Annotated in this window: 23 protein-coding genes, 1 pseudogene and 1 CRISPR repeat array; of the genes and pseudogenes, 8 read left to right on the top strand and 16 right to left on the bottom strand. The window is 34.9% G+C overall.

The window, feature by feature from the left end; translation table 11 throughout:
* Nucleotides 1-8 precede the first annotated feature (8 nt).
* The 10 genes and pseudogenes from HS129_03180 to cas2 form a co-directional block, all read right to left on the bottom strand.
* Nucleotides 9-3,014, bottom strand: coding sequence for a formate acetyltransferase (locus HS129_03180; GenBank protein MBE7411058.1), 3,006 nt, complete (start codon nt 3,012-3,014; stop codon nt 9-11).
* A 412-nt stretch (nt 3,015-3,426) separates the two neighbouring features.
* Entirely contained in the window at nt 3,427-3,579 is a 153-nt protein-coding gene (locus HS129_03175; protein MBE7411057.1) for a hypothetical protein, read from the bottom strand.
* A 189-nt stretch (nt 3,580-3,768) separates the two neighbouring features.
* Nucleotides 3,769-4,386, bottom strand: coding sequence for a transposase (locus HS129_03170; GenBank protein ID MBE7411056.1), 618 nt, complete (start codon nt 4,384-4,386; stop codon nt 3,769-3,771).
* Between the two features lie 197 nt (nt 4,387-4,583).
* Nucleotides 4,584-5,219, bottom strand: coding sequence for a TetR/AcrR family transcriptional regulator (locus tag HS129_03165; GenBank protein ID MBE7411055.1), 636 nt, complete (start codon nt 5,217-5,219; stop codon nt 4,584-4,586).
* Nucleotides 5,220-5,314: 95 nt separating this feature from the next.
* A CRISPR array of direct repeats spans nt 5,315-5,535; the repeat unit is 36 nt; unit sequence ATCTACAATAGTAGAAATTTTTTTCCTCTTTTAGAG.
* A gap of 61 nt (nt 5,536-5,596) precedes the next feature.
* Nucleotides 5,597-5,806 carry a transposase gene (locus HS129_03160; protein MBE7411054.1) on the bottom strand — a complete coding sequence of 70 codons (210 nt, stop codon included), beginning with the start codon at nt 5,804-5,806 and terminating at the stop codon, nt 5,597-5,599.
* Nucleotides 5,807-5,836: 30 nt separating this feature from the next.
* Nucleotides 5,837-6,001 carry a hypothetical protein gene (locus HS129_03155; GenBank protein ID MBE7411053.1) on the bottom strand — a complete coding sequence of 55 codons (165 nt, stop codon included), beginning with the start codon at nt 5,999-6,001 and terminating at the stop codon, nt 5,837-5,839.
* A gap of 58 nt (nt 6,002-6,059) precedes the next feature.
* Nucleotides 6,060-6,371 (bottom strand): transposase, encoded by a 312-nt coding sequence (locus tag HS129_03150; protein ID MBE7411052.1) that lies wholly within the window; start codon nt 6,369-6,371, stop codon nt 6,060-6,062.
* 103 nt (nt 6,372-6,474) lie between these two features.
* Nucleotides 6,475-6,714 carry a transposase gene (locus tag HS129_03145; protein MBE7411051.1) on the bottom strand — a complete coding sequence of 80 codons (240 nt, stop codon included), beginning with the start codon at nt 6,712-6,714 and terminating at the stop codon, nt 6,475-6,477.
* A gap of 1,109 nt (nt 6,715-7,823) precedes the next feature.
* Nucleotides 7,824-8,123 (bottom strand): annotated as a pseudogene (locus HS129_03140) (transposase).
* Between the two features lie 66 nt (nt 8,124-8,189).
* Nucleotides 8,190-8,444 (bottom strand): CRISPR-associated endonuclease Cas2, encoded by a 255-nt coding sequence (gene cas2, locus HS129_03135; GenBank protein ID MBE7411050.1) that lies wholly within the window; start codon nt 8,442-8,444, stop codon nt 8,190-8,192.
* Between the two features lie 143 nt (nt 8,445-8,587).
* Here cas2 and HS129_03130 point away from each other — a divergent pair, with 143 nt between their 5' ends.
* Entirely contained in the window at nt 8,588-9,118 is a 531-nt protein-coding gene (locus HS129_03130) for a hypothetical protein (GenBank protein ID MBE7411049.1), read from the top strand.
* 128 nt (nt 9,119-9,246) lie between these two features.
* Here the strand turns inward: HS129_03130 and cas12a (HS129_03125) are convergent, their stop codons facing one another.
* Nucleotides 9,247-10,869 (bottom strand): type V CRISPR-associated protein Cas12a/Cpf1, encoded by a 1,623-nt coding sequence (gene cas12a / locus HS129_03125; GenBank protein MBE7411048.1) that lies wholly within the window; start codon nt 10,867-10,869, stop codon nt 9,247-9,249.
* Between the two features lie 195 nt (nt 10,870-11,064).
* Complete coding sequence (gene cas12a, locus HS129_03120; protein MBE7411047.1) at nt 11,065-13,062, bottom strand: type V CRISPR-associated protein Cas12a/Cpf1; 1,998 nt, start codon at nt 13,060-13,062, stop codon at nt 11,065-11,067.
* Between the two features lie 252 nt (nt 13,063-13,314).
* Here cas12a (HS129_03120) and HS129_03115 point away from each other — a divergent pair, with 252 nt between their 5' ends.
* The 7 genes from HS129_03115 to HS129_03085 all read left to right on the top strand — a co-directional run bounded on the left by HS129_03115 (nt 13,315) and on the right by HS129_03085 (nt 21,133).
* Nucleotides 13,315-13,998, top strand: a complete 684-nt coding sequence (locus HS129_03115; protein ID MBE7411046.1) for a succinate dehydrogenase cytochrome b subunit — start codon at nt 13,315-13,317, stop codon at nt 13,996-13,998.
* Between the two features lie 10 nt (nt 13,999-14,008).
* Nucleotides 14,009-15,922 (top strand): fumarate reductase/succinate dehydrogenase flavoprotein subunit, encoded by a 1,914-nt coding sequence (locus HS129_03110; GenBank protein MBE7411045.1) that lies wholly within the window; start codon nt 14,009-14,011, stop codon nt 15,920-15,922.
* The gene (locus HS129_03105; protein ID MBE7411044.1) at nt 15,919-16,659 is read left to right on the top strand and encodes a succinate dehydrogenase/fumarate reductase iron-sulfur subunit; all 741 of its coding nucleotides are present in this window, start codon (nt 15,919-15,921) and stop codon (nt 16,657-16,659) included. Before HS129_03110 ends, HS129_03105 begins: the two co-directional genes overlap by 4 nt.
* Nucleotides 16,660-16,745: 86 nt before the next feature.
* Nucleotides 16,746-18,443, top strand: coding sequence for a GMC family oxidoreductase (locus tag HS129_03100; GenBank protein MBE7411043.1), 1,698 nt, complete (start codon nt 16,746-16,748; stop codon nt 18,441-18,443).
* Entirely contained in the window at nt 18,440-19,378 is a 939-nt protein-coding gene (locus tag HS129_03095) for a magnesium transporter CorA family protein (protein ID MBE7411042.1), read from the top strand. Before HS129_03100 ends, HS129_03095 begins: the two co-directional genes overlap by 4 nt.
* Before the next feature lie 75 nt (nt 19,379-19,453).
* Nucleotides 19,454-20,212 (top strand): type I methionyl aminopeptidase, encoded by a 759-nt coding sequence (map, locus tag HS129_03090; protein ID MBE7411041.1) that lies wholly within the window; start codon nt 19,454-19,456, stop codon nt 20,210-20,212.
* A gap of 3 nt (nt 20,213-20,215) precedes the next feature.
* Complete coding sequence (locus tag HS129_03085) at nt 20,216-21,133, top strand: DUF350 domain-containing protein (GenBank protein MBE7411040.1); 918 nt, start codon at nt 20,216-20,218, stop codon at nt 21,131-21,133.
* 7 nt (nt 21,134-21,140) lie between these two features.
* Here the strand turns inward: HS129_03085 and HS129_03080 are convergent, their stop codons facing one another.
* From HS129_03080 to sppA, 4 genes are read right to left on the bottom strand one after another with little or no spacing between them, the layout of a single operon-like run.
* Nucleotides 21,141-21,815, bottom strand: coding sequence for a tetratricopeptide repeat protein (locus HS129_03080; protein MBE7411039.1), 675 nt, complete (start codon nt 21,813-21,815; stop codon nt 21,141-21,143).
* On the bottom strand, nt 21,802-22,551 hold the full coding sequence (gene surE / locus HS129_03075; protein MBE7411038.1) for a 5'/3'-nucleotidase SurE: 750 nt from the start codon (nt 22,549-22,551) through the stop codon (nt 21,802-21,804). Before surE ends, HS129_03080 begins: the two co-directional genes overlap by 14 nt.
* Before the next feature lie 4 nt (nt 22,552-22,555).
* Complete coding sequence (locus HS129_03070) at nt 22,556-23,152, bottom strand: hypothetical protein (protein MBE7411037.1); 597 nt, start codon at nt 23,150-23,152, stop codon at nt 22,556-22,558.
* A gap of 2 nt (nt 23,153-23,154) precedes the next feature.
* Nucleotides 23,155-24,120: a signal peptide peptidase SppA gene (gene sppA, locus HS129_03065; protein MBE7411036.1), complete on the bottom strand. Its 966-nt coding sequence runs from the start codon at nt 24,118-24,120 to the stop codon at nt 23,155-23,157.
* Nucleotides 24,121-24,122 lie beyond the last annotated feature (2 nt).

The raw sequence follows: 24,122 nt of genomic DNA, 5'->3' as shown, positions 1-24,122 counted from the left end.
TGAAATTTCTAATTCAAGCCAAAGGAAGACCTTTCTATTAGCTCAAGCTGCATATCTTTATTTAAAGTAACAAAGTACGCATTATAACCCGAAATACGCACAAGAAGGTTACGATAGTTTTCAGGGTGAATCATTGCATCTTTTAGCGTATCTACAGTAACTACATTCAACTGCATTTGCATTCCTCCCATTTTAAAATACCCTTCTGTATAGGCTTTCATTGTATTTACAGTTTTTTCTCGTGAGTCTTCGTAGCTTGGTACTACTTTTACGTTAAACGCAATATTATTACTTAAATTTTTTGGATCTAAACTTGCCACATCTCTCAAATTATCTAGGATATTATTGGATGCCTCTCCTTTTGGAGTAAGACCCGGAGTCAAAGATTTACCAGCTCTTTTTCCTGAAGGCAAGGCACCACTCAAAGTCCCGAATATAACGTGGTTAGACATAGACCAAAATCCTGCTGTGTATTTCCCTCCACGGTAGTTTGTAAATTTATTATAATAGTCATGGGTAAACTTTGTAACACGGTTAGCCATAGCTACAGAGTCTGAATTTCCTGATCCAAAAAAGTGAGACTTACTTTTAATTAAAGAAAGCACCCTTGAGTCAATTTGAAAATCACTGTCAATAGCCCTCTTCAATTCTTGGAAGGTTATTAGTTTATCGTCAAACACCAACTTTTTAATAACCATAAGTGAGTCTGTAACATCAGAAAGACCAATGCAAGCCGCACCTGAGCTATTGTATTTTGCTCCACCCCATACAACGTCCTTACCTGACTCGATAGTACCTTCAATTAAAGAAGATAGTAATGGGGTAGGACGTATTGCCTGATGAGCTTTTGCGAGAAGCTCATTGTATTCAATAGATGAGTCTATTAGAAATGAAAACTGCTTAGTGAATGCTTCAAAAAAAGACTCAAAATCCGAAAAGTCTCCATTTTCAATACTACCTGTCTTTGGACCGAGACTCCATTTCATAACCGGGTGATATCCATTATTTAGAGCCATTTCTAAGGCTCCAACCATATTCATCATCTGAAAATTTGTGTGTCCAATATGCATACCGCATAACGTAGGCTCGACACAACCGGTAGCCGCCCAGTTCCGCATATCTTCCTTTGCGTAACCATACTGTTCCAAAGAGCTAATGACTGCACCATCGTTATGGATCGAAGGAGTTCCTGCTGTTATTAAATTTACTTCGCAAAGTCTTTTTAGGTATGTATTAGAATTTACTCCAATAGAAAAACGTGCATTTACATTTGGGTCTCTAATTGTTAAGAACTCAGTAGCCTTTAGGAAAATATAGGTCATATCGTTTACAGCATCTTTTCCGTCAGGAGTAAGCCCCCCAAGAGTAATTGCCTGATCGGATGAGCTACCACCAAAATACCAGTTAGCAATATCTGGAGTAAGCGGAAGGTGATCTGTAGCTCGCATATAAAAATCACAAATAAGCTCTATTGCGTGCTTAGTGTATTCTTCTCTTTCTTCTACAGTTTTTAATTTAGCCATATCAGATTCAAAGTATGGCTGTAGCCACTGATCCAAACGACCTAAAGAAAGACCCGCATTTGTATTTTCGTTATGAAGTCCAACCCAAGTAATCCACATTGCATTTACTGCCTCATCCAAAGTGCTTGCTGGATTTTCTACAACTGTATTGCAAATTTGAGCTATTTTCTCTAACTCTTTTTTCCTTTTTGGGTTTGACTCAAGATTCGCCTCTTTCTCTGCTTCTTTAGATAAATTTTTAGAATACGCTGCTATGCCCTCAAGAGTAAGCTTCATACCTTTTAGAGTAGCGATTTGTTTTTCATTCAGAGAAGAATCTTTTAGTTTTTCATCAACTTCTTTTATAATTCCTTTAGTTCCCATTTTTAAAATCTTAGGAAAGTCGGGTATAGTATGAGAAATGGCTACTGTCTTCCATAAAAAATACACTGCAAACCTTTCGTCGATTTTTTGCCCTATTGGGTTATTGTAATTATCCCTAACCCATTCTCTAAAATTTCTTTTTGACCAATAAGGAAAAACTTCATGGTGTAAGATACTGAGAGTCTCCTCTGAAATATCGTAAGAATTCAAAGGGCGATGAGGAACAGTGAGAAGCTCACTCCAAATCATCATCCCATGGCTATCTGGATAAACTACCACTCCGATTTCTTTTGAGGTGGTGGTCCCTGCGATGAGGTCATTTTTACGGATAACCGGTTTACGATTTTCCATAAGGTATTTAAAAATTTCACCTTGTCTAAGTTCGGGGATCCAATCTTTTCCGGTACTATCTTTTTCAAAACCATTCTTCTTACACCAATCGGTTACAAGTTTTGGTCTTTCGGGGCACACTTCCGGCTTCACTTCAAAATGGATGTCTAAAAATTCTTGAATTCGAGGAAAATCACTCAATTTGTATTTAGAAAGATAAGGGTCACTTAAATATTTCACTCCCGGATCAATTGAATCCCCTACTAACCTCTCAGCCATTTTCTGGATAGCTTCTTTACTTAAACCACCTTTACCGTCGGATGCGATTTTCTCTGCCTTAATCTTAGAATTTTTTTTCTCAAGTTCCATCATCTTCTTTTGCTTTTTTAAAATCAAAAGAGAGAGTAAAAAGAAAAATAAATTCAGGTAGTTTGTATTTCCTTGCGTAATTAATTCGCTACGCATAATCATAAATATTTGCTCTGTGGGCGTTGCACTCAAAAGTTTTTTAATCCCAGAGTCAGTTTGAAAAATTAGAGAAGCGTCGCTATCTTTTGGAATATGATTTAAAATAGAAATTTTACCATTAAGAAAACGAATCGCGGTCTCTACACTTTTATTTTGAGTAGCAATTCCAATTGTAAAATTAATCCAACCCTCGTCGCTTTTCAGATACTTTTTTAGAGAAGGTCTAAGTCTATAATTGAAGGCCATGATTTGAAGTAAAAACTTTACAAGAAAGTTTGTAAACGACTTAGGGGTGGTTTTGGCAGTAGGGGCTTTGTTAAAATGGAACATATTATCTCCTCTTAGATCTTATCTCTATTTTATTTATGTAACAGCGTTACATAAAGAGTTATTTAACTACTCTTCTAAAACTTGTCAAGTATTTTTTCAAATTCTTTCAAAAAAAGAAAATTTATGTCAAAATTGACAATTTATTTAAAAAAAAGGGCAATCTTATGCTAATTTTTACAAATTGACAGGTAAGATTCAATAAATTAGTAAAAATTATTTTAATAGGAAAAAGTTGGGTATTATAGTATTTTAATATAGTTTTAACCTACCATAATATATATTATAATCAGAAAAGATCCGAAAGGCTAATTTTTCCGTCTAAAAGCTTTTTCATTTGCTGTTTTGATATTTTAAAAAAATAAGATAAATCAAGAAAATGTCCCATTTTTCGTTAGGGTTTACAGAGGAATTTTCATACAGCATGTTGCATAATTTCTTTTTCGTCAATATATTTTTCAGTCCTTACAAATACCTTTAAAAAATCATCGATTGTCGCATAACCTTTCACTCTCCGGAACTTTTGTTCCTGATGTAGAAATGCAGCACCAGCCCAACGCTTAATCATGTCTCCCTGCTTAATCCAACGTTTTACTCTGAACATTCTAAAGCGTGGATTAGAGAATGCCGATTCAATTAGATTTGTCGTATAGAAGGAAATCCGTAAAGATGGGGGCATTTTTATTTTATGTAAAGTCAACAACTCATCAATGCATTCATGGAAACTTTCGGCAGCGTTATGACTAATCTTTCCCAGCTAATTATGAAGATTTTCGAATTCTCGTTTTGCTTCATCATAGTCATTGAGTCCATACGCCTGGCGAAGTTTTTCCTTGAATTCGAAGTGATATTTTTTTGCCAATTTTGATTCAACGTTCCATGATTTATGATTCAAACATCTTTGGATGACAACCTGATTATCAAAATGATTTTCCAGAGCTTTCTTAAGTGCCTTTGATCCATCGATTACCGCAACAACCTTTTCAGTAAAGAGGATTCCTCTTTCTCGTAACTGATCAAGACAAGAAAGAACTACTTCTGTATTTTCGGTAGAACCTTGAGAAATCGATAGAAAATGCTTCTCGCCTAACGTATCAACACCAAGAATAACAACGACTACATCACCTCCAATGTGGATGCCATCAACCATTATGGCCCAAAAATTTCGGTCTGCTATTTTTCTCGAATTCAGTTTAACGGCGCTTTCACGCACGAAACGTTCTATTTCAGTCACAGCATATGTACGAAAATAATTTAGACTCATTTTTTGTGATTGATCAGAGGATTGAGATTTGTTTTGTTTGTTCATTGGGAACCTTCCATTATTTATTTTTTTGCCAAAAACCATAGTTTTGGCTGGTTCCTCTTTTTTCAAACCCTAACGATTTTTGGGACTATCTCTTGGATCGGATTCTTTCTCTTTTCTCAAGATTTAACATATTTTTATTTTTAGTTATTACAATATATGTCAAGATTTAATTTTGATTCTAAGTGCGTATTGAATTCAGAATATAGATTTAACATGAATACATCGTTTTTATTTTATATAAAAATTTTCTAAATCCAATACGCTTATATTTTAGGATTCAAAGGATCTAAAATAGATAGAATTAATGGCTCAATTATAGAATCTGGATTTTCATGTACATACCCAAGAATTGTATTATTTCTTAGAGCCACAATCCCGTGCACAGAAACAAGAAGTTGAAGCGAAAATAAATTCACCCTCTCTTCTGTTAATAAATTATTTTTCACTTGCCGAATACTTTCTACCAATATCTGAAAACATTTTAAAGCAGACTGCAATTCGTTATAAGCCAAGGACTCTAATGCAGTACCAACAAAATCATTGTATTTAGGTACATACCAAGTAAACATAACATCGTAATAATTCGATTTTTCAAATCCGAATTTAATGTAGGTTTTTATAATTTCAAAAACTTTTTGAAATGGATGCACTTCCAATTTTGAACACTGAACAAGCTCTTCATACAGCAAATCAAAACCCTTGGTTAAGACGTGTAGATAGATTTCTTCTTTGCTTTGAAAATAATTATAAATTGTTTTCGGTGCAACTCCGAGCATCGGACCCAACTTTCTCATACTAAATCCCTTGTATCCTTCTTTGGAAATAAGCTCTAAAGTTGCATCGAGTATTTTATTTCGGATTTCTTCTTTCTCGGTTTCAGTTTGTGCCCTTCTTCCCATAATCCCCTATTCTAACAAGTTTTTATTTCTCTCTTATAGGTCAATTAGCTTAGCATGTCTTTCAGAATCCATGCCAGTGGTCTTTAGCCCGATGGCATTACAATAGTAGAAATTTTTTTCCTCTTTTAGAGCAAACGAAGTTGAAAAGTTAGCAACATCTACAATAGTAGAAATTTTTTTCCTCTTTTAGAGTTACAAATAACAAATTTGCTTTTTGAATCTACAATAGTAGAAATTTTTTTCCTCTTTTAGAGTGTTTGGTTTTGAGGACGCAGCCGAAATCTACAATAGTAGAAATTTTTTTCCTCTTTTAGAGAAATTTTTCATGGTGTTTGAAATTCGATTGAAGTGCCCCCCTAAAACTGTAAAGAAAAAAATCATATTTTTTGTTTATTTTTAAATTGCAGAGGAGATAGTCCTCCTAAAGCTGAATGAGGTCTGATTGAATTGTACCGATCAATAAATTGAAAAATACTTTTGGCTGCTTCAATTTTATCAGCATAACAGGAGATATTTATCTCTTGATACTTGATAGTTTTATTAAAAGATTCTGCGTGTGCATTTTCATATGCATTACCAAGACACATTGAAATTTGTATTTGGAATTGTTCAAAGTTCTATATATTCAACGAACAATATCTTCTATCAGAATCAGTATGATGAATGTAACCTTCGAGACTTCCTCTGTTCATGAGAGCCGACTCAAATGCAGACACTGACAAGTTCACTATTAAGTTTATCAGAAACAGCTCGTCCGATGACCTCTCTGTTTCCATATCCATTAGTGATGCCAGATAATGATTTTTCCCCTGAACATCAAAAAAGTAACATCACCAACTATTACTGTGCATTGATTAATTGACTTGTCCTTAAGAAGATTTGGATATTTTTCAGGTTATGTTTTGAATCCGTGGTCGCATGATGATAAGCCTTCTTCGGACTGCATTTTAAAAGGTTTTCATGCATGATCCTGTAAACTCGCTTATGATTGATTTTCATATCATTTCTCAGAAAATAAGTGACAGACCTGTAACCTGATTGAGGCATTAAATCCAGATATGCTTTAATCTTTTCTATTAGTTGCTTATCCTCCTGTTTTCTTTTAATCTTTGCATCCGATTGGTAATAAAAGGAAGAGATACTGATCTCCAAAGCTTTTACAGCTTTTACAATTCAAATTCTGGTGCGAGATACTTCCTGATAATTTCTCTTTTTGCTTCAGTCTTGCAGATATTTTTGGCTTTTTTAAATGTGATTATCTAACGCAAGGTTGGCAAGTGCACCTTCCAATTCTACGACTCGTTTCTTTTAAAGCAAATTCGGTTTGATTATTTTGTTCAAACTTTCCTGTATCTATCTCATTTCTCCAATTTCGGATTGTTTGAGGATTTACCTTTTCCCTTTGAGCTATTTGCGAAACGGAACTCTGCCCGGACAAAATTTCCATTACTATTTTTTCCTTAAATTCTTTGCCATAGTTATTTCTTCTTATCATATTATCAAGTCTCCTTTATCCCCTTTTTTTGTATTCCAGTTTTAGGGGGCAAGACCATTTCTTGTCTTTCTCTTGCAGCAATAATATCCCCCATTCCAAAATAATCATTTAGCTGCACAAAATCATATATTACAAAAAACGCAGTTATCACAGTAAAAATACCTAAAAATATTTTTATATGTGATTTTTTTGCATTGAGACTGAGGTTTGCAATTTAGAAAATGAGTACATCATCGGTCTGAGGTGTACCCGTTTTATTGGAGAGATTTTTAAGCCACAAATTTTTCTTCAAACTTTGAAGGGCTTTGATAGCCAATGAAAGAATGAAGTCTTTTCCTATTGTAAAATACTTCAATATATTTGAGAAACATCTTTTCTCAATTCTTCATAATTTTCAAATTTATTTCTATAAATCAATTCTGTTTTTGATTGTCTTGAAAAGATTCTGCAACTGCATTATCCAACAATAACTCCTTTGCGGCTCATACTGGATTCAAAACCATTTCAGAATAAAATTTTTCGGAACAGATTGCTTTGATATTGAGAACCTCTGTCCGAATGAAATATTAATCTGAAGCAGGCTTCCTTTTTCTGATGGCACTTCTGAGAGCATCAATCACAAGTTTTTTTCATATGGTTTTTCAACGACCAGCCAACTACTTTTCTGGAATATAAATCGACGATTACACACAAATAATAAAATCCATTTTTATTTTGATATATGTATATTATCAAATTTAAACTTTATTTGGTGCATATGTAAAAAATTTCGATCCAGGAGATTTGGAGAGACTGGGAGATTTTGATTCGTTGCAGTTGTTGTGAGTCGAAATCTTGCAGGTTAATACCCTGTATTTTCAGCTCTTTCATGAGTCCCTTTTTACTCTTCTTTTCCCTATAAAATTTTTCCTGTTGATGTAGCTCTTTTACAATTCTCCTCGCTCCATAAACTTTTTCGTTCTTTTCGTAAATATTCAATATCTCTTTCGTTTCAGAATTCCATCTTGAAATTTTCTTTCAGAAGAATTGGCTCTCCGCTTCTTGTAATAGTTACTGGGTGATATTCTAAAACCCTGCACATTCTCTCTACCGTATATTCCTTACGGTTTTCATTTATCACACATACTATTATTTCTGTAGTTTTGAGAGAACGGCCATAGCCTTTTTAAGATATCACGTTCCATCTTTGCTTCGGACAATTCATACTGAAGCTGTTGGATTTCAATATCTTTGGGATCGATTTTCTTTTCCATTATATCACCTTTCTTGAATTGTAAATTCTTTCTCCAATGATACAAAAGATCTTTTCGTATTCCTAAATTGGAAGCAATTTCTTTTGCTGATTTGCCGGATGAAATAAAATGATTTACTGCATCCTTTTTGAATTCCTCTGTATATGTTTCCTTGTTTTTGGTCCCTTGGTCATTTTTATCCTCTTTTAAAGGCTAAAATTTCTACACTTTTTCGGGTACAGTTCATTCTTGGTTTTTGGCGTATCCATAGCGGGTAATCTTGCAATGCGTGCTCATTTTAAATATCATAATACTGTCGTCTTGAGAGAACTTTTTTTCAAAATAGTGTTTGATTTGAGTTTCTATATTTTCGAGTATTCTCTCGCTATTTTTGATCTCGAACACAGAATACTGTAATCTTTCGCCGTATTTTTGCAAGTACTTTGAAAATTTTGTTCTAAGTTTTGTATCGCTTATGTCGTAAGAGATGAGTAGCATATATTATACTAGATGCTTTGGAAAGTTTATCTTGAATTCGATTTACAAGATTTATAGCCATTTAATGATAATGCTTTCAGCGCAAGTGCAAAAAGCGAGTAGATTAGATAATGCTATCAAAGAGAGTTTAAAAAAGACAATTTATGAGTTATAATCCTAAAATTCATAAACGAAGACCAATACGCCTGAAAGGATATGATTATTCGCAGGCAGGATTGTATTTTATTACAATCTGTTGTAAAAATAAAGAATATTTGTTTGGGAATATTGCTAATGGAGAAATGGTATTGAATGATGCAGGTAAAATTGCAAACCAATTTTGGATGGATATTCCTAATCATTTTCCCAATGCCAAATTACACGAATATGTTGTAATGCCAAATCATGTTCACGGAATAATTGAATTGATTGAAAACCATCACCCTCCACGACCGTATTCGCAAAATCAATTCCAAAAAATGATACCCCGTTCTATTAGTTCCATTGTGAAAGGGTATAAAATTGGGGTTACAAAATGGTTCAGAAATGCCTCGATGGATGATTTTCCTATAGAGCGTGCTATATGGCAGCGCAATTATTACGAACACATTATCCGTAATGAACAATTGTACTGGACTATTTCAAAATATATCAAAAATAATCCCGCTAATTGGCATGATGATGAATATTATTAATTATAAATTCGTAGGGGTTGAAAATTTTCAACCCCTACATCATCACCTACATCTATCCTCTAAAACCTATCTACAATCTAAAATCTATTCAACCCCTACAACTGCACAAACCTATATAACCGTATATTTTATTCGTGGAATTCCCAAATAAAATCCAACCAGTCTTTGTTTTTATTTTTCCAACTGGGTCTTTCTAATTCCTCATCTTTTGTTTCACTCAAAACTTTTAGGTTCATTAAACCTTTTAGAGCAATGTGGTAGGCTCCATTTGCATCTGCGTCTTTTGGCTCATCATGTTTTCCGTTCAACGAATTAAAAAATTTTCCAGACTTATCTTTTACTGGCGACAAAATAAAATCTTTTTCATCTTCTCCTGTCTTACCATTATTTTGTCTTAAATTCGTTAAGACCCTCAAATAAAAAATTAGAGAGCTAAAAAATTCCTTAGTATCCTTTTCTAAAATTTTTTCTTTTAATTCTATCCCGGTTTCATAACCAGATTCTTTAAATAGCTCTTTTAGTTTTTCGTTCACGTTTATTTCTTGGGTAGAAATTGAGCTGTTTTGAGTCTTTTTAGTAAAATACCTTATTTCATCGGTAGAGAAAATCGTCCAAACTCTTTCCCTCGGTGCCTTCTCTTTTGAGAAAAAAGAATTTGAATTTACTTTAAACTCAAACTGCTTATTTTTAGTATTAAACCGAATACTTTCAAATTTTTTAATAAGCTCCTTTGCTTGTTTTACATTTTCGTAAGTCAAATTCAAAAAATTCACAAAACCTGTTTTTGGATCAATCTTACTTGTGTTCCAAGCTGGGACGTAAAATAAAAATCCAGTTTGTTTTCCTATTTTTTCAAAGCTCGTAAATTTATCCGTTAGTTGATACGCCTTCAAAACTCCACCTGCCTCGTTATCTTTTTTGTCTTTAAATACCAAAAAGTTGAGTTTCTCTATAAGCATTTTTTCAAACTTCTGATAGACCTGTCTTTCTACTTTTTGTCTCCCTCTTTTAAACCCAAAATTCAAATCTTCCAATACTACAATTGCTTTATGCTCTACCATCATCTCAGAAATCTTAAGAACTACTTGGGATAAATATCCTTCTTTTAGCTCTTTAATATTTTCTATAGTCCCCCAAGATTTTCTTGCCTTATCTCTTTCGTTTTCCTTAGTTTGAAGTTTTTCTTTATAGTTCACACTTGAAAACCTCCGATCGTTTTGAATTAGGTTTAAAGACTCTTGCTTTAAAATTTTTCCGGTTTGGTCAATTATAGAGATATAGAGTAAGTGCCTTTCTCCTCGATCTATGCCGATAATTTTCACATCCTTATTCGTTTTTAAAAACTCGTTGACCTTTGCATTAAATTGTTTCATTTCACCCGATTTAAAATTCAAAGTAATCGGAAAATGAAAATGGAATTTATTTTCTGTAAATCTCTTATCTTTTATAATAGGATAAGAAAATTTACCACGAATTTTATCTATATGAAATCCTTCGTGGATTTTCTTTTCATCGTATTCAATGGATTTTTTTCTATAGAATACTTCTGCCTTTCCATTTAGCTTCAATACGACATCTTTCAAATTTTCTTTATCAAACAAAGTTTTAAAATAAATGGTATGTAGATTTGGTTTTCCTTCCTTTTTCTTTTTGTTCTGTGAAAAATCTTTACTATAAATTTGAAAAAGATAGAGTTTCCCTTCTTCTACCAATTTATCTATATAAGATTTTGAGATTGGTGTAAAACTCATCTTATAACCTTGACTCTCTACTTCTCTATAGAATTGAGAAATATCTTTATAGTTGGAAGTGTTCTGAAATTGAAAGTTGAAAACTTGCCAATCCTCGTGTATTGCTAAAGAAGATTTATAAAAATCAATTAGAGAATGTAAGCTCTTTTCCTCAAAACTATCTCCCTGTTTAAATTCTCCTTTTTTATATATGTCTCAAATTTTTGTTGAAGGATTGTATATCGAAAGCCCTTTCTCGGAAAAAAATACTTTGGGAAGCATTTTATTTGGACCAGGCAGGAGTTTATATACCATCTTTTGAATCGTTTTTTCATCTGATTTTTCTTTAGGAATCTCTTCAAAAATTTTATTATTTTCTTTATCCATGATTCCAAGATAATAGGAATCATTTTCTTTCAATAGAATACTTAAATTTGTAGTTTCCTTGTTTTCATCCCAACCATCAAGAAGAGTTGAGTTTTTAAAATTCAATTTGAACTTTTCTTCTGAATATTCTTTTGAAGTTAAAAATTTTCTGACTTTATTATATAACTCATTAAAAGATATAAGAGACTCCGGTAAAATATCAAATTCATTGTAAAAGCTAAGGTCTTTTTCATCATGAATTTTTTTTGGACTAAGTGGCTTTAGAAAATTTTGTAAAACCTTGATCGAATCCATAAAATTTTTAATTTTCTCTACGCTGGACTTATCCGATTTTAGATTTTTTTCTTCTGGATACTCTTGGCTCAATAGATTTCCTAATTCTTTATAAGTAGATTCAATTTTTTCGATTACATGAATTTCGGATCTATTTTCATCTCTTGTTGTTAGGCTCGAAAAATATGAATCAATTGTAACCGGTTGAAATTCTTCTTCCATATACTTTGAATATAGTTCAATCGCTTCATTCAATTCTTGAATCGAAAAATATTCTCTACCAATCCATTTTTCTTTTTCTTTTTCGTACTTTTTACTTTGCTTGAGTCGATCATCTGGATCGGCTATTTTTTCATCGTAGTAATGAAGCATTGCAGATTGAATCTTAGACCAATCTCCAAATAAATAATTGGAAACATTCGTAAGACCCAAATCATTAGAAATATATATTTTATTTAAGTCGTGCCCTTTCCAATTATTCAGAGTATTTTCCAATCCCTTTAGAAAAGAAACTTTTTTCCCCTCTATCTCTATTTTAGAAAAAATTACATCTTCACAATATTCTCGTATAGACTCCAAAACAGAACTGCCAGAATTGAATTTTTCTGGAACAAAAGAAAATTTTTCTCTATCACTTAGTATCTGCTTAAAAAGCGCTTTTAAATTAGGAATTTGTCTTCTGTCTAAATTCTTTTTTTGTCTGTATAAATTTATGAACTCGTTTAATCCCTGTACTTTTTCTCCAGAGTCCAAAGACTTTCCGCCTAATACAAGATTATATCGATCTATTCCTTTTTGAGAAAATGTTAAAATAAATCCTTCTTCAGCCAAAAAGTCTTTTATTCTTAAATTACTGTCAATACTCTTTAAACTAGAGTCTAAGTTTTTCCATTCAAAATCTTTGTATTTTTCTTTGATTGTTTTTATAATTTGTAGATTATCTAAGTACTTCGGTAAATTCTCATGAACGATCCTATAAGAAATCGCTGTACTTTTTTCTTCATCGGAATACATATTTTTTCTATTTTCATGGAATCCCTTAAAGTAAGTGGTGAAATCTGAAAACTTATCCACCACCTCTTTTTCTTCGTCATCGCAAAATGAAAGTAAATCTTCTTTAATTAATTCCTTATTAAACAAATTGGTAAATTTTTTCTTTATTTCTTCGCTGCATTTTCCTTTAAATACGGAAACTATTTCTTTTCTCATTTCCGAGGATATTTTTTCTAAGTTCTTTTTATCGGTGTCTGCCTTTTCTTTTTTATAGTAAATTTCAGAGTATGAATTTACAATAGCCTCCATTGTTTCTTTAAAAGTGTCTTTATTTTTTTTGTGTCTTTCTTTAAATGCTGATTCGAACGCCTCTTCTATAAAACTTTTATGGTATCTATCAATAATTTTTTTAACGATTTTATAGTCTTCGGCACGGATTTCGTCTTGTTTGATTAATCCTTTTTTTTCGATCCATTCGTTTGTGGAACCCATCGGCTTCAACTCAAATCGTAGTGTTTTTGATAGTGAGTATAGATTTGTGAAATTTTCCAATTTTTTCATTTAGATTTCCTTTGAACTTGCAATTTTTCAATCCAGTATAACGGTTGGATAGGACAAATTTTAGATTTTTTATATAAAAAATTTTCTATTCGCACTCTAAAAAATAAAAAAACAAACTTTATTTTAATCGAATAAATTTTCTTCTTTTCAATATTTCCATAGAATTTAACTTATCAATAGTCAACGGGTAGCCAGAACCCAAGATTTTCTGACTCTCTTGCAAAAATAACCCTAATATTAAAGGAGATTCCAATGAAATCCAATATCGGATTTTTTCAATCCTCTATAGGAAAGAAATTCCTAATGGCGGGAACAGGAGTTTTACTTCTCGGCTTTGTAATTGTTCACATGCTCGGACATTTACAGATGTTTCTCGGTCAAAACGCATACAACCACTATGCACACACACTAAAAAGTCTCGGACTCATTTTATGGATTTTGAGAATCGGTCTCTTTCTCATTTTTATTGTCCACGTTACAACCGGAGTAATTTTAGCAAGAGAAAATAGCTTAGCTCGTCCTATCTGCTACACCTATTTTCAAACAGTTCAGGCAAGTCTTGCTTCCAGAACCATGTTTTTCTCGGGTATGCTTATTTCACTTTTTATAGTGTACCACTTGCTTCACTTTACGATTGGTGTGACTAACCCCGAAATTTTTAAGCTAACCGACTCTGAGGGGAGACCGGATGTGTATTCTATGATGATTTTTAGTTTCAAAAACTATTTTATCACTACAATATATTTTCTTGCAATGCTTGCACTGTCTTTTCACCTAAGCCACGGGTTTTTTAGCGCATTCCAAACCCTTGGAATAAACAAACCAGAGTACGACGGCAAAATCAAACTTGTAAGCATAGCTTTATCGCTTATTATTTTTCTCGGATTTATTTCCGTTCCTGTAGGAATTCTTGCAGGTATCATTCAACCTATATAAGGAGTCACTAATGAAATTAGATTCAAAAACACCATCCGGTCCAATCGAAGGAAAGTGGGACAAGCACAAATTTGAAATGAAGCTCATCAACCCAGCCAATAAAAGAAAATTTGACGTGATCGTAGTAGGCTCAGGTCTTGCCGGAGCTTCTGCATCAGCCACTCTTGCAGAACTCGGCTACAAAGTAAAATGTTTCTGTTATCAAGACAGCCCGAGAAGAGCACACAGTATCGCAGCCCAAGGCGGGATTAACGCAGCCAAGAATTACCAAAACGACGGTGATAGTGTTTACAGGTTGTTTTATGATACTGTAAAAGGTGGAGATTTCAGAGCAAGAGAAGCGAATGTTTACAGACTTGCCCAAGTCTCAGCTCAAATCATAGACCAGTGTGTAGCCCAAGGAGTGCCCTTTGCAAGAGAATACGGCGGGCACTTAGCAAACCGATCTTTCGGTGGTGCACAAGTTTCCAGAACATTTTATGCAAAAGGCCAAACAGGTCAACAGCTTCTACTCGGTGCTTATTCTGCACTATCTCGTCAAATCGGTCTTGGTGCGGTAAAAATGTACAATAGAACTGAAATGCTTGATCTTGTAGTGATTGATGGACATGCAAAAGGAATTGTAGTGAGAGACATGGTGACAGGAGAAATTTCTTCTCATGCGGCTGATGCAGTTGTGCTTGCTACCGGTGGATATGGGCCTGTATTCTACTTATCTACCAATGCAAAAGGGTGCAACGTAACCGCAACCTACCGCGCATACAAAAAAGGTGCCTTATTTGCAAACCCATGCTACACTCAAATCCACCCTACTTGTATCCCTGTAAGTGGAGACTACCAGTCCAAGCTAACCTTGATGAGTGAGTCTCTTCGTAACGACGGTAGAGTTTGGGTTCCAAAGAAAAAAGGAGACACACGCCCTTCCTACGAAATCCCTGAAGAAGAAAGAGACTACTATCTTGAAAGAAAGTACCCTAGCTTTGGAAACTTAGCTCCAAGGGATATTTCTTCCAGAAGCGCAAAAGAAGCTTGTGATGCAGGTCTTGGGATCGGGCCTTCGGGACTCGGAGTGTATCTTGACTTTGAAGATGCGATTAAGAGACTCGGAGAGGACGTTATTCGCGACCGTTACGGAAATCTTTTTGATATGTATTCCAAAATTACAAATGAAAACCCGTACAAAACTCCTATGAGAATCTATCCGGCAGTCCACTACACTATGGGAGGACTCTGGGTTGACTACAATCTTATGAGTAATATTCCGGGACTACACGTTATCGGTGAAGCTAATTTCAGTGACCACGGTGCAAATAGACTCGGTGCGAGCGCTCTGATGCAAGGTCTTGCAGACGGATACTTTGTACTTCCTTATACAATAGGAAACTACCTTGCAAGCAGTGGAACGAAAAAACCAAACACAGACCACCCTGAATTCAAAAAAGCAGAAACTGATGTAAAAGAAAAGACGAACAAACTTCTATCTGTCAAAGGAAAAAGAAGTGTTGACTCATTTCACAGAGAGCTTGGACATATCATGTGGGGCAAGTGTGGGATGGCACGTAACGCATCTGGACTCAAAGAAGCGATAAAAAGAATTCCTGAACTAAGGGAAGAATTCTGGAAAAATGTAAACGTTCCGGGTGAAGCCGGAGAGCTAAACCAATCCTTAGAAAGGGCCGGTAGAGTGGCAGACTTTTTAGAATTCGGAGAATTACTCTGTACAGATGCACTCACAAGAGAAGAATCTTGCGGCGGGCATTTCAGAGAAGAATACCAAACACCGGACGGAGAAGCACAAAGAGACGACGATAAATTCTGTCACGTCACTGCTTGGGAATTTCAAGGAACAGACAAAAAACCAACAGAGCACAGAGAAGCACTAACTTACGACAATGTTCATTTAGCTACAAGGAGTTACAAATGAGTTTTCTAAACCTAAAACTAAAAGTATGGCGACAAAAAAACAAAAACGATAAAGGGAAAGTTGTAGAGTACGAGGCAAAAAATATCAGTGAGCATGCTTCTTTTTTAGAGATGCTCGATATTGTAAACGAAGACCTTACTAACAAGGGAGAAGAGCCGATTGCGTTTGACCACGATTGCAGAGAAGGAATCTGCGGTATGTGCTCAATGATGATTAACGGAGTTCCCCACGGTGAAAAAAAAGGTACAACAGCCTGCCAGCTCCACATGTACAACTTTAAAGATGGAGAAACAGTCCACATCGAGCCTTGGAGGGCAAAAGCATTTCCTGTAATCAAAGACCTTGTTGTGGATAGAGGTGCTTATGATAGAATTATGCAAGCCGGTGGGTTTGTATCGGTGAATACCGGTGGAGCACCCGATGCAAATGCACTGCCGATTTCAAAAGTAGATGCAGACCTTGCAATGGATGCGGCTACTTGCATAGGTTGTGGTGCATGCGCTGCGGCTTGTAAAAATGCGTCTCCGATGCTATTTGTGGCAGCCAAAGTTTCTCATCTTGCATTACTCCCACAAGGGCAGGTAGAAAAAAAAGAAAGAGTAAGAAAAATGCTAAAAGCGATGGAAGACGAAGGATTTGGGAATTGTTCCAATCAGTATGAATGCGAAGCCGTATGTCCAAAAGAGATCAGCGTATCATTCATTGCGAGAATGAACAGAGAATACTTATCTTCATAGTTCAAGTTTTTTAAATACCGGCGATCATCCTCGTCGGTGTGTTATATAATTTACCGTAAATATTTCATACAAAGAGGTTTTGTAACATGCAACATGAAGAATACGATTGGGTAATCATTGGTTCCGGTTTTGGTGGGTCTGTATCTGCAATGAGACTTTCTCAAAAAGGTTATAAGGTAGCAGTTTTAGAATCAGGAAAACGATTCAAACCGGATGACTTTCCAAAGACCAACTGGAGTATCAGAAAATTTCTATGGATGCCAAGAGCCTTTTGTTACGGAATTCAAAGAATCAATCTGTTGAACGACGTAATGATATTGAGTGGTGCAGGGGTTGGAGGTGGAAGTCTTGTGTATGCAAATACTCTATACATTCCAAATAAAGACGTGCTCGAAAAACCTATTATGAAAAAACTTGGTGGAGAAAAAAAACTACTCCCATTCTACAAAACAGCACAAAAAATGCTCGGCGTAAACGACAACCCGCTTTTAACAGAGGCAGACAAGCTGATGAAAGAAACCGCAGAAGAATTCGGAAAAGGGAATACTTTCACTACTACCCCTGTGGCAGTGTATTTCGGGAAATCTGGAGTCACGGCAAAAGATCCATTTTTTCAAGGAGAGGGACCGGACAGAACAGGTTGTAATTTTTGCGGCGGGTGTATGGTTGGTTGCAGGTACGATGCAAAAAACACCTTAGATAAAAACTATCTATACCTTGCAGAAAAACTCGGAGCAAAAGTATTTCCAGAGACCAGAGTCATAGATCTTATCCCTCTTTCTGAAGACGGCTCACTCGGCTACGAACTAAAGACCGATTCTCCTACCGGATTTTTTGGAGGAGAGAAAAAAGTATTTCGCGCTAAAAGGGTTATTTTTTCAGCAGGTGTAATCGGCACAATGAAGCTACTCTTTAAACTAAAAGAGAAAAACCGTCTTCCGAATATGTCAAATCAAATCGGAGAATTCGTAAGGACAAACAGTGAGGCTATCCTCGGAGTCACATCTACCGACAAAGAAAATGATTTTTCAAGAGGAATAGCAATTACTTCGAGTGTTCACCCCGACTCCCATACCCATATAGAGCCTGTTCGATATTCCAGAGGCTCTGATGTAATGGGATTACTTGCTACAGTCTTAACGGATGGTGGGGGCAAGATTCCAAGACAGTTGAGATTTTTCATAAACATTATCACGAAACCTCTCCAATTTTTAAAAACTCTAAACCCTTTCGGCTTCGCAAGAAAAAGTATTATCCTACTTGTAATGCAAACCTTAGACAACCATATTAAGATCGCCCACAAAAGAAGATGGATTTGGCCGTTTGAAAAATCTCTTACCTCTATTCAGGCAGAATCAGAAAAAATTCCGACCTATATCCCTGTAGCCAATGAGTTTGCTAGAAAACTTGCCAAAAAAGCTAACGGCTATCCAAGGAGTTCTTACAGTGAAGTACTGTTCGATATACCTACAACTGCGCATATTCTGGGGGGTGCCTGCATAGCAGAAAACTCTAACGAAGGAGTCATTGATATGCAAAATAGAGTATTCGGTTACAAAAATTTAATGATTTGTGACGGATCAATGATTCCAGTAAATTTGGGAGTAAACCCAAGCCTTACAATTACAGCGCTTACAGAAAGGGCAATGAGTTTTATTCCTGCAAAAGACAAAAAGGTTCACCAATTTTCTTTTGAAAAATCGAAAACTTCAAACTCAACTACAAAACCAAAACCAAAAACGAAAACGAAAACAAAAACAAAATCTAAACCAAAAAGAAAATGATTCAGCACTACTCTATTGAAGAATCCGGGATTTTAGAATCAAAGGATGGACAAAAACAATTCATCGTATTTCTATCTCCCGGTGAAAAAGAAATCAGAAAAATTCAGGAAGATTTTTTCTTAGATGAATACGATTTGTCTTCTACCTTGGATGCAGATGAAGTTCCAAGGCTCGAAGTGTCTTCTTCTAGAACACTCATTATATGGAAGATTCCTAAAACTACAAAAGTAACTGAAGTAGTAGAGCTTGGAGTATTGTCTGTAGGACTTGTTTTAACAGATGATAAATTGTGCTTTATATTTGAAGAGGGAGATATTTCTTTTTCTGCGAGAGAGTTTCGCCAATTGAATGATGTTCGTGATGTTATACTTGGATTTTTACTCCACACGATCCGTCACTACGTCGGTCACTTAAGGGTCATTAAACAACTAAGTAGAGAGCTTGAAAGAAAAATCACAGTCTCCATGGAAAATAGACACCTGCTCCAAATGTTTGCTCTGAGTGAGAGTTTGGTTTATTACTTAGATGCAATCGAAGGGAATGGTGCAGTTTTAAGAAAATTTAGAAGTGTAATTAATGGACTTGGATTCGATTCCAAACAAATTCAATTCTTAGACGATATAATTCAAGAAAACGCACAAGCCACTAGACAAGCCAATATATACAGCTCTGTTATAAGCGGGCTAATGGACGCAAGAGGTACTATAGTCAACAACAACATGAACGTACTATTGAAAAATCTTACTCTAATCAATACTGTATTTTTGCCATTGAATCTGATCGCAAGTATCTGGGGAATGTCGGAATGGAGTATCATTACAAAAGACTTAGATTGGAAAATCTCCTACACACTTTTTTTTTCAGGAATGGGAGTTTTTGGTTGGCTTACATGGTGGGTGATGAAAAGAATTATTGACAAGGGTAGAGAAGAATAACTAAAAAATGCTTTCTAATTCAGATATATAAAAAATTCTACAATTATCTAAATAGAATTTTAAAGTAAGTGCCGATTGATATACATAAAAAATAAAGCAGAAATTGAAAAAATGAGGGCAGCCGGAAAGTTAGCTGCCAGGCTGCTAATTTACATTGAGCCGTTTGTAAAAGCCGGTGTCAGCACTTTAGAGTTGAACAATCTATGCAACGAATACACTCTCAAACACGGCGGGGTCTCTGCCCCACTAAATTACAAGGGTTTTCCGAGAGCGATTTGTACTTCTATAAATAATGTAGTCTGCCACGGAATTCCAAAAGCCTCCGAAATACTAAAAAATGGAGATATTATAAATATTGATGTCACACCTATTCTAAACGGATACCACGGTGACTCTTCTAAAACATTTATTGTAGGCGGCAAAACAAATCCAGAAGCTGAAAAGCTAATCCAAGACACTGAAAAAGCAATGTGGATAGGGATCGAGCAAGTGAAGCCTAAAAATCGAGTGAGTGATATTGCAAATGCGATAGACGAATTTTTAACTACAAGAAAATATGGGATAGTTAGAGAGCTGATGGGTCACGGAATCGGCAGAAATTTTCACGAAGAGCCGCAGATTCCCCATTTTCGTCAGAATAGACCTCTTTCAAAATTGGAACCCGGAATGACATTTACAATAGAGCCGATGGTCAACTTAGGTACACACGAAGTTATATTCTCCAAAGAAGACAAATGGACTGTAACTACAAAAGATGGAAAATGGTCTGCACAGTTTGAACATACGATACTTGTTACTTCAAGCGGGTATGAAATTTTAACTTTACCGGAGTAAGATATGAATGAAGTGTTTTCAAATTTCTTTAGCCAAACTGCACACGGAGCTGTATTCATTGCTATTGGGCTTATTGTTTTTACACTCGCAAAAATTGTAAAGGATCTTATTGAACCGGAAAGTATAGACGACCACCTAACTTCTAAAGATAATTTTGCAGTCGCTGTATCAATGGTAGGTTACTATTTCGGAATTATAATTATTTTTATAGCGATCATCTCTTCACCGGGAAGGGGATTTTTCACGGATATATGGATGGTGGTGTATTTTTCCATCATAGGGATTTTACTTTTAAATATATCTCACTTCATAAACGACAAACTCATTTTTCCTAAATTTGAAATGCTAAAAGAAATTTACGATAACAGGAATATTGCTGCAGGCGTAGCCGTGTTTGGAAACTATATCGCTAGTTCTCTATTTCTTGCAGTCGCTCTTACAGGAGAGCCCGGCAAAGAAAACTTAATCGGGTTTAAGTCCTTAAATTTACACTCTGATGTAGCAATCATATTAGAAGGCACGATCCTCTCTCTCGTATTTTTTGTAATTGGTCAAATTGCCCAAGTAACCTTTGTTATTTACTATTCTAAAATTATTTCTTACAACTACCAATTAGAAATCCGGAATAACAAAAATATTGCAGTGGGAATTTCTTTTGCAGGAGCCATTATTGCAATTGGGATCATTGTTACAAGAACACTGCGACAAGATTTTGTATCGTTTGCCGAAACAGGGGTCTTAGTCGGAATGGGATTTTTACTTTCTCTTTTATTTTTACCGATCTTACGATTTTTCACGGACAAAATTATTTTAAAAGGTACACTGACCAAAGAAGTTGTAGAAGATCGCAATATTGGCGCTGCCGTTATTGAAGCGTGTGTTCTAATTAGTTTTGCAGGTGTAATTTTCTATTCTATATAGTTCAGATCTAAATTAAATCTTCTAAATGACTAAGAATCTCACTATTGGAAGGAAGGTAGTACAACGCTTTTTTCAATGCTTGAATTGCAGCTTCTTTATTGCCTCTTTTTTTCAAAAGCACTCCAAAAGAATCTAAGTAGGCCGGGTTTTCGGGTGAGCTTTTTAGTACCTTCTTTAAAACTTCTGTTGCTTCTTGAATTTCTTTTTCTGTTGCCTTAGGTTTTGAAACCAAAAGAAACCCTAAAGAATTCAAACTATTTGCATAGTCCGGGTTCATCCTTAGGATTTGCCTGTGTACATCTATCGCTTCTGAAATTTTACCAGTTTTTTCTAAAATATGAGCTTTAAATGAGTGTAGCTTAGGGTCACCCACATTTAGTTTAAGTCTTTCGTTGATAACTTTTAATGCTTTCTCAAACTCTTTTAAATGAATGTAGGAATAAATTAATATTCTATAAATATTGTCTTTCTCGATAAACTTTGGAAATTTTTCGAGTAGAGACTCCATCACAGAAATACATTTTTTGTGGTTTCCGGTTCTAGAACAGCATACCCCAAAGTTGTACAATAGCTCTGGATCGTCCGGGTTATTTTCTAATTCATAATCTATCAGAGTGAGTGCAAGCGGATAGTTATTGTTTTTTATTTCTTTAATGATCTTTTCTTTTTTAGAATGAGCCATCGAATACCGATTTTAATTTTGAATTTTCTTCTTCATCAGTTGAGTTTAAACCAATTGCAGTAATAGGAATTAATTTTTTGGAATAGACATCAAAGTCAGAGTCCTTCTCATTTAGAAATCCAAGCTCTGAGCCTCCAAGAAAAAACTCAGATACCCCACCGAGTATAGTAGATTTTGTGTAGGTATCAAAGTATGTCCTTTTCCCAAGCCTTGAGGGAACAAAATTGGACAAATCTTTTTGAAACCCAATTGGGAAATTCATAGAATAGACTACGTTGTTTTTTAATTTAGAAAAATATGTATCTACAAATTGAAGAGTCATTTCGGCTTCGTCCGTAAAATCTGCATACAGATCTACTTTTCCAGAGCTGATTGCAATTCCATAATAGCCGTGCACTACAGCGTGTCTGGCAGCCCCAACCGTCCCGGAATACAATACATCGTATCCCATGTTTACGCCTTTATTTACACCGGACAAAACTAAATCAATCTTTGGAAAAATATCTCCATGCAATCCGATATTTACACAATCTACCGGGTAACCATCCACGATATAGTGATCGTCAAAAATTTTCTCAACTCTCATTTTATCGAACACTGTCAGAGCCATAGAAGTAGCCGATCTCTCCTTCATGGGTGCAATTAAAAATGTATTGTGCTTTTTTTTAAAAACTTGTTCTAAGGCTAAAATTCCGTTACAAGAAATTCCATCGTCGTTTGTAATCAGTATATTCAAAATTTTATCCGAGTATACTCAATACGAATGATGAAAAAAATATTCCAAATACAAAAGGGATCACAGATACAATTGCAAAAGAAAAAAAGACTATTCTCATGGAATCTCTCTCTTTCAATTCATAGATATATTTTACACCTCTGCTTAGATTTACTAGATAGAGAATAGTCAAAATTATTAGTAAAAGAATGTAAGCCCCTACTCCCAATAGTTCAAACTCTGCAAAAATTACAGAAATTGGAAAAAACAAAAAATAAATCAAAACAGAAAAATCAGAAAATAAAACCATTAGCCTGACCCTGCCCGGTCTGTCTTTATTTTGAACAAAATAATCGATCAAACTCCCCAAAATAAACGGCAAAATCAGTAGCAATAAAAAATCAGCAAACACTCCAAATACAATAGCACCTAAAAATCCTTTCGTATAAGGTGGATTCAAAAAAACAGCACCCGTACTAATACTAAAAGCTGCTATTAATTTAAGAATTCCCGACACGATCTGAGGTTTTAAAAATAGTCTGTCGATTTCTTCGATAAATTTAATTTGATTGATTAAAGTATATTCAATAGAAGAAAAAAAGTTTAATAGGGTTTTATTCATTTTTAAAACCTTATTGACGACGGTAATATATAAAAAATTGGAGAATGAGATTTTTCCAAAAGAAGAATTTTTTCAAAACCTGCCCTACTCGATGAATCTAACTTAGCTCCAAGAATTTGAAAAAATTTATCAAATGGAGATTCTTCTTCTTCTAAAATAGGAATATCACCATCATACAAACAAAGCTCGGATAATTTTTTTGCGGCTTCCCTTCTTCCGCCTAAATCATCCACTAACTTATTTCTAAAAGCATCCTCGCCTGAATAGATTTTACCTTGGGCCAACTCTTCGATTGAAGAAACAGTTTTATTTCTGCCTTTCGCCACATCTTCTACAAATTGACGATAGGTGTCTGCCAATGTCTTTTGAATAATCGAATCTTCTTCAGGCGTGGAGTCTCTAAACATGGAAAGTATATCTTTGTATTTTCCCTCTTTGTATGTTTTCATCTTGACTCCATATTTTTCCAACAAGCCTTTTATGTTTGGACTCATTGCAATCACTCCGATTGATCCTGTCAGAGTACCATGCTCTGCAAATATATAATCTCCTGCTGCTGCAATATAGTATCCACCCGATGCAGCAACGTCCTTCATTGAAATTACAATTTTTTTAGTTTTTCGTAAGTGCATTAGCTCCTGAAAAATCTCTTGAGATGCACCTACAGTTCCTCCTGGAGAATTGATTTCTATTAATATTCCTTTTATTTCCGGTCTCCCCCCAATATCTCTGAGTTTAGCTAACACTGTATCCGAGCCTACAGAATCATAACTCGATCTACCGGAATGGATTGCACCTTCTATTTTAATTAAGGCTGCACCAACCCCTGCATCTTTTAAAAAAGCCTTACCACTCGACTTGGAATATTTTGCCTTAGTCGAATTCATACTGATATTTATAATTCCTATAATGGTTGAAATTACCACGAGAATCATCGAGACTGCAAGAATTGCTTTATTCTTATCCATAA

This window comes from Leptospiraceae bacterium (genome assembly GCA_015075105.1).
In the GTDB taxonomy this organism is placed as follows: domain Bacteria; phylum Spirochaetota; class Leptospiria; order Leptospirales; family Leptospiraceae; genus JABWCC01.
The sequence above is the reverse complement of the archived record's forward strand: the minus strand, read 5'-3'. Positions and strand labels throughout refer to the sequence as shown.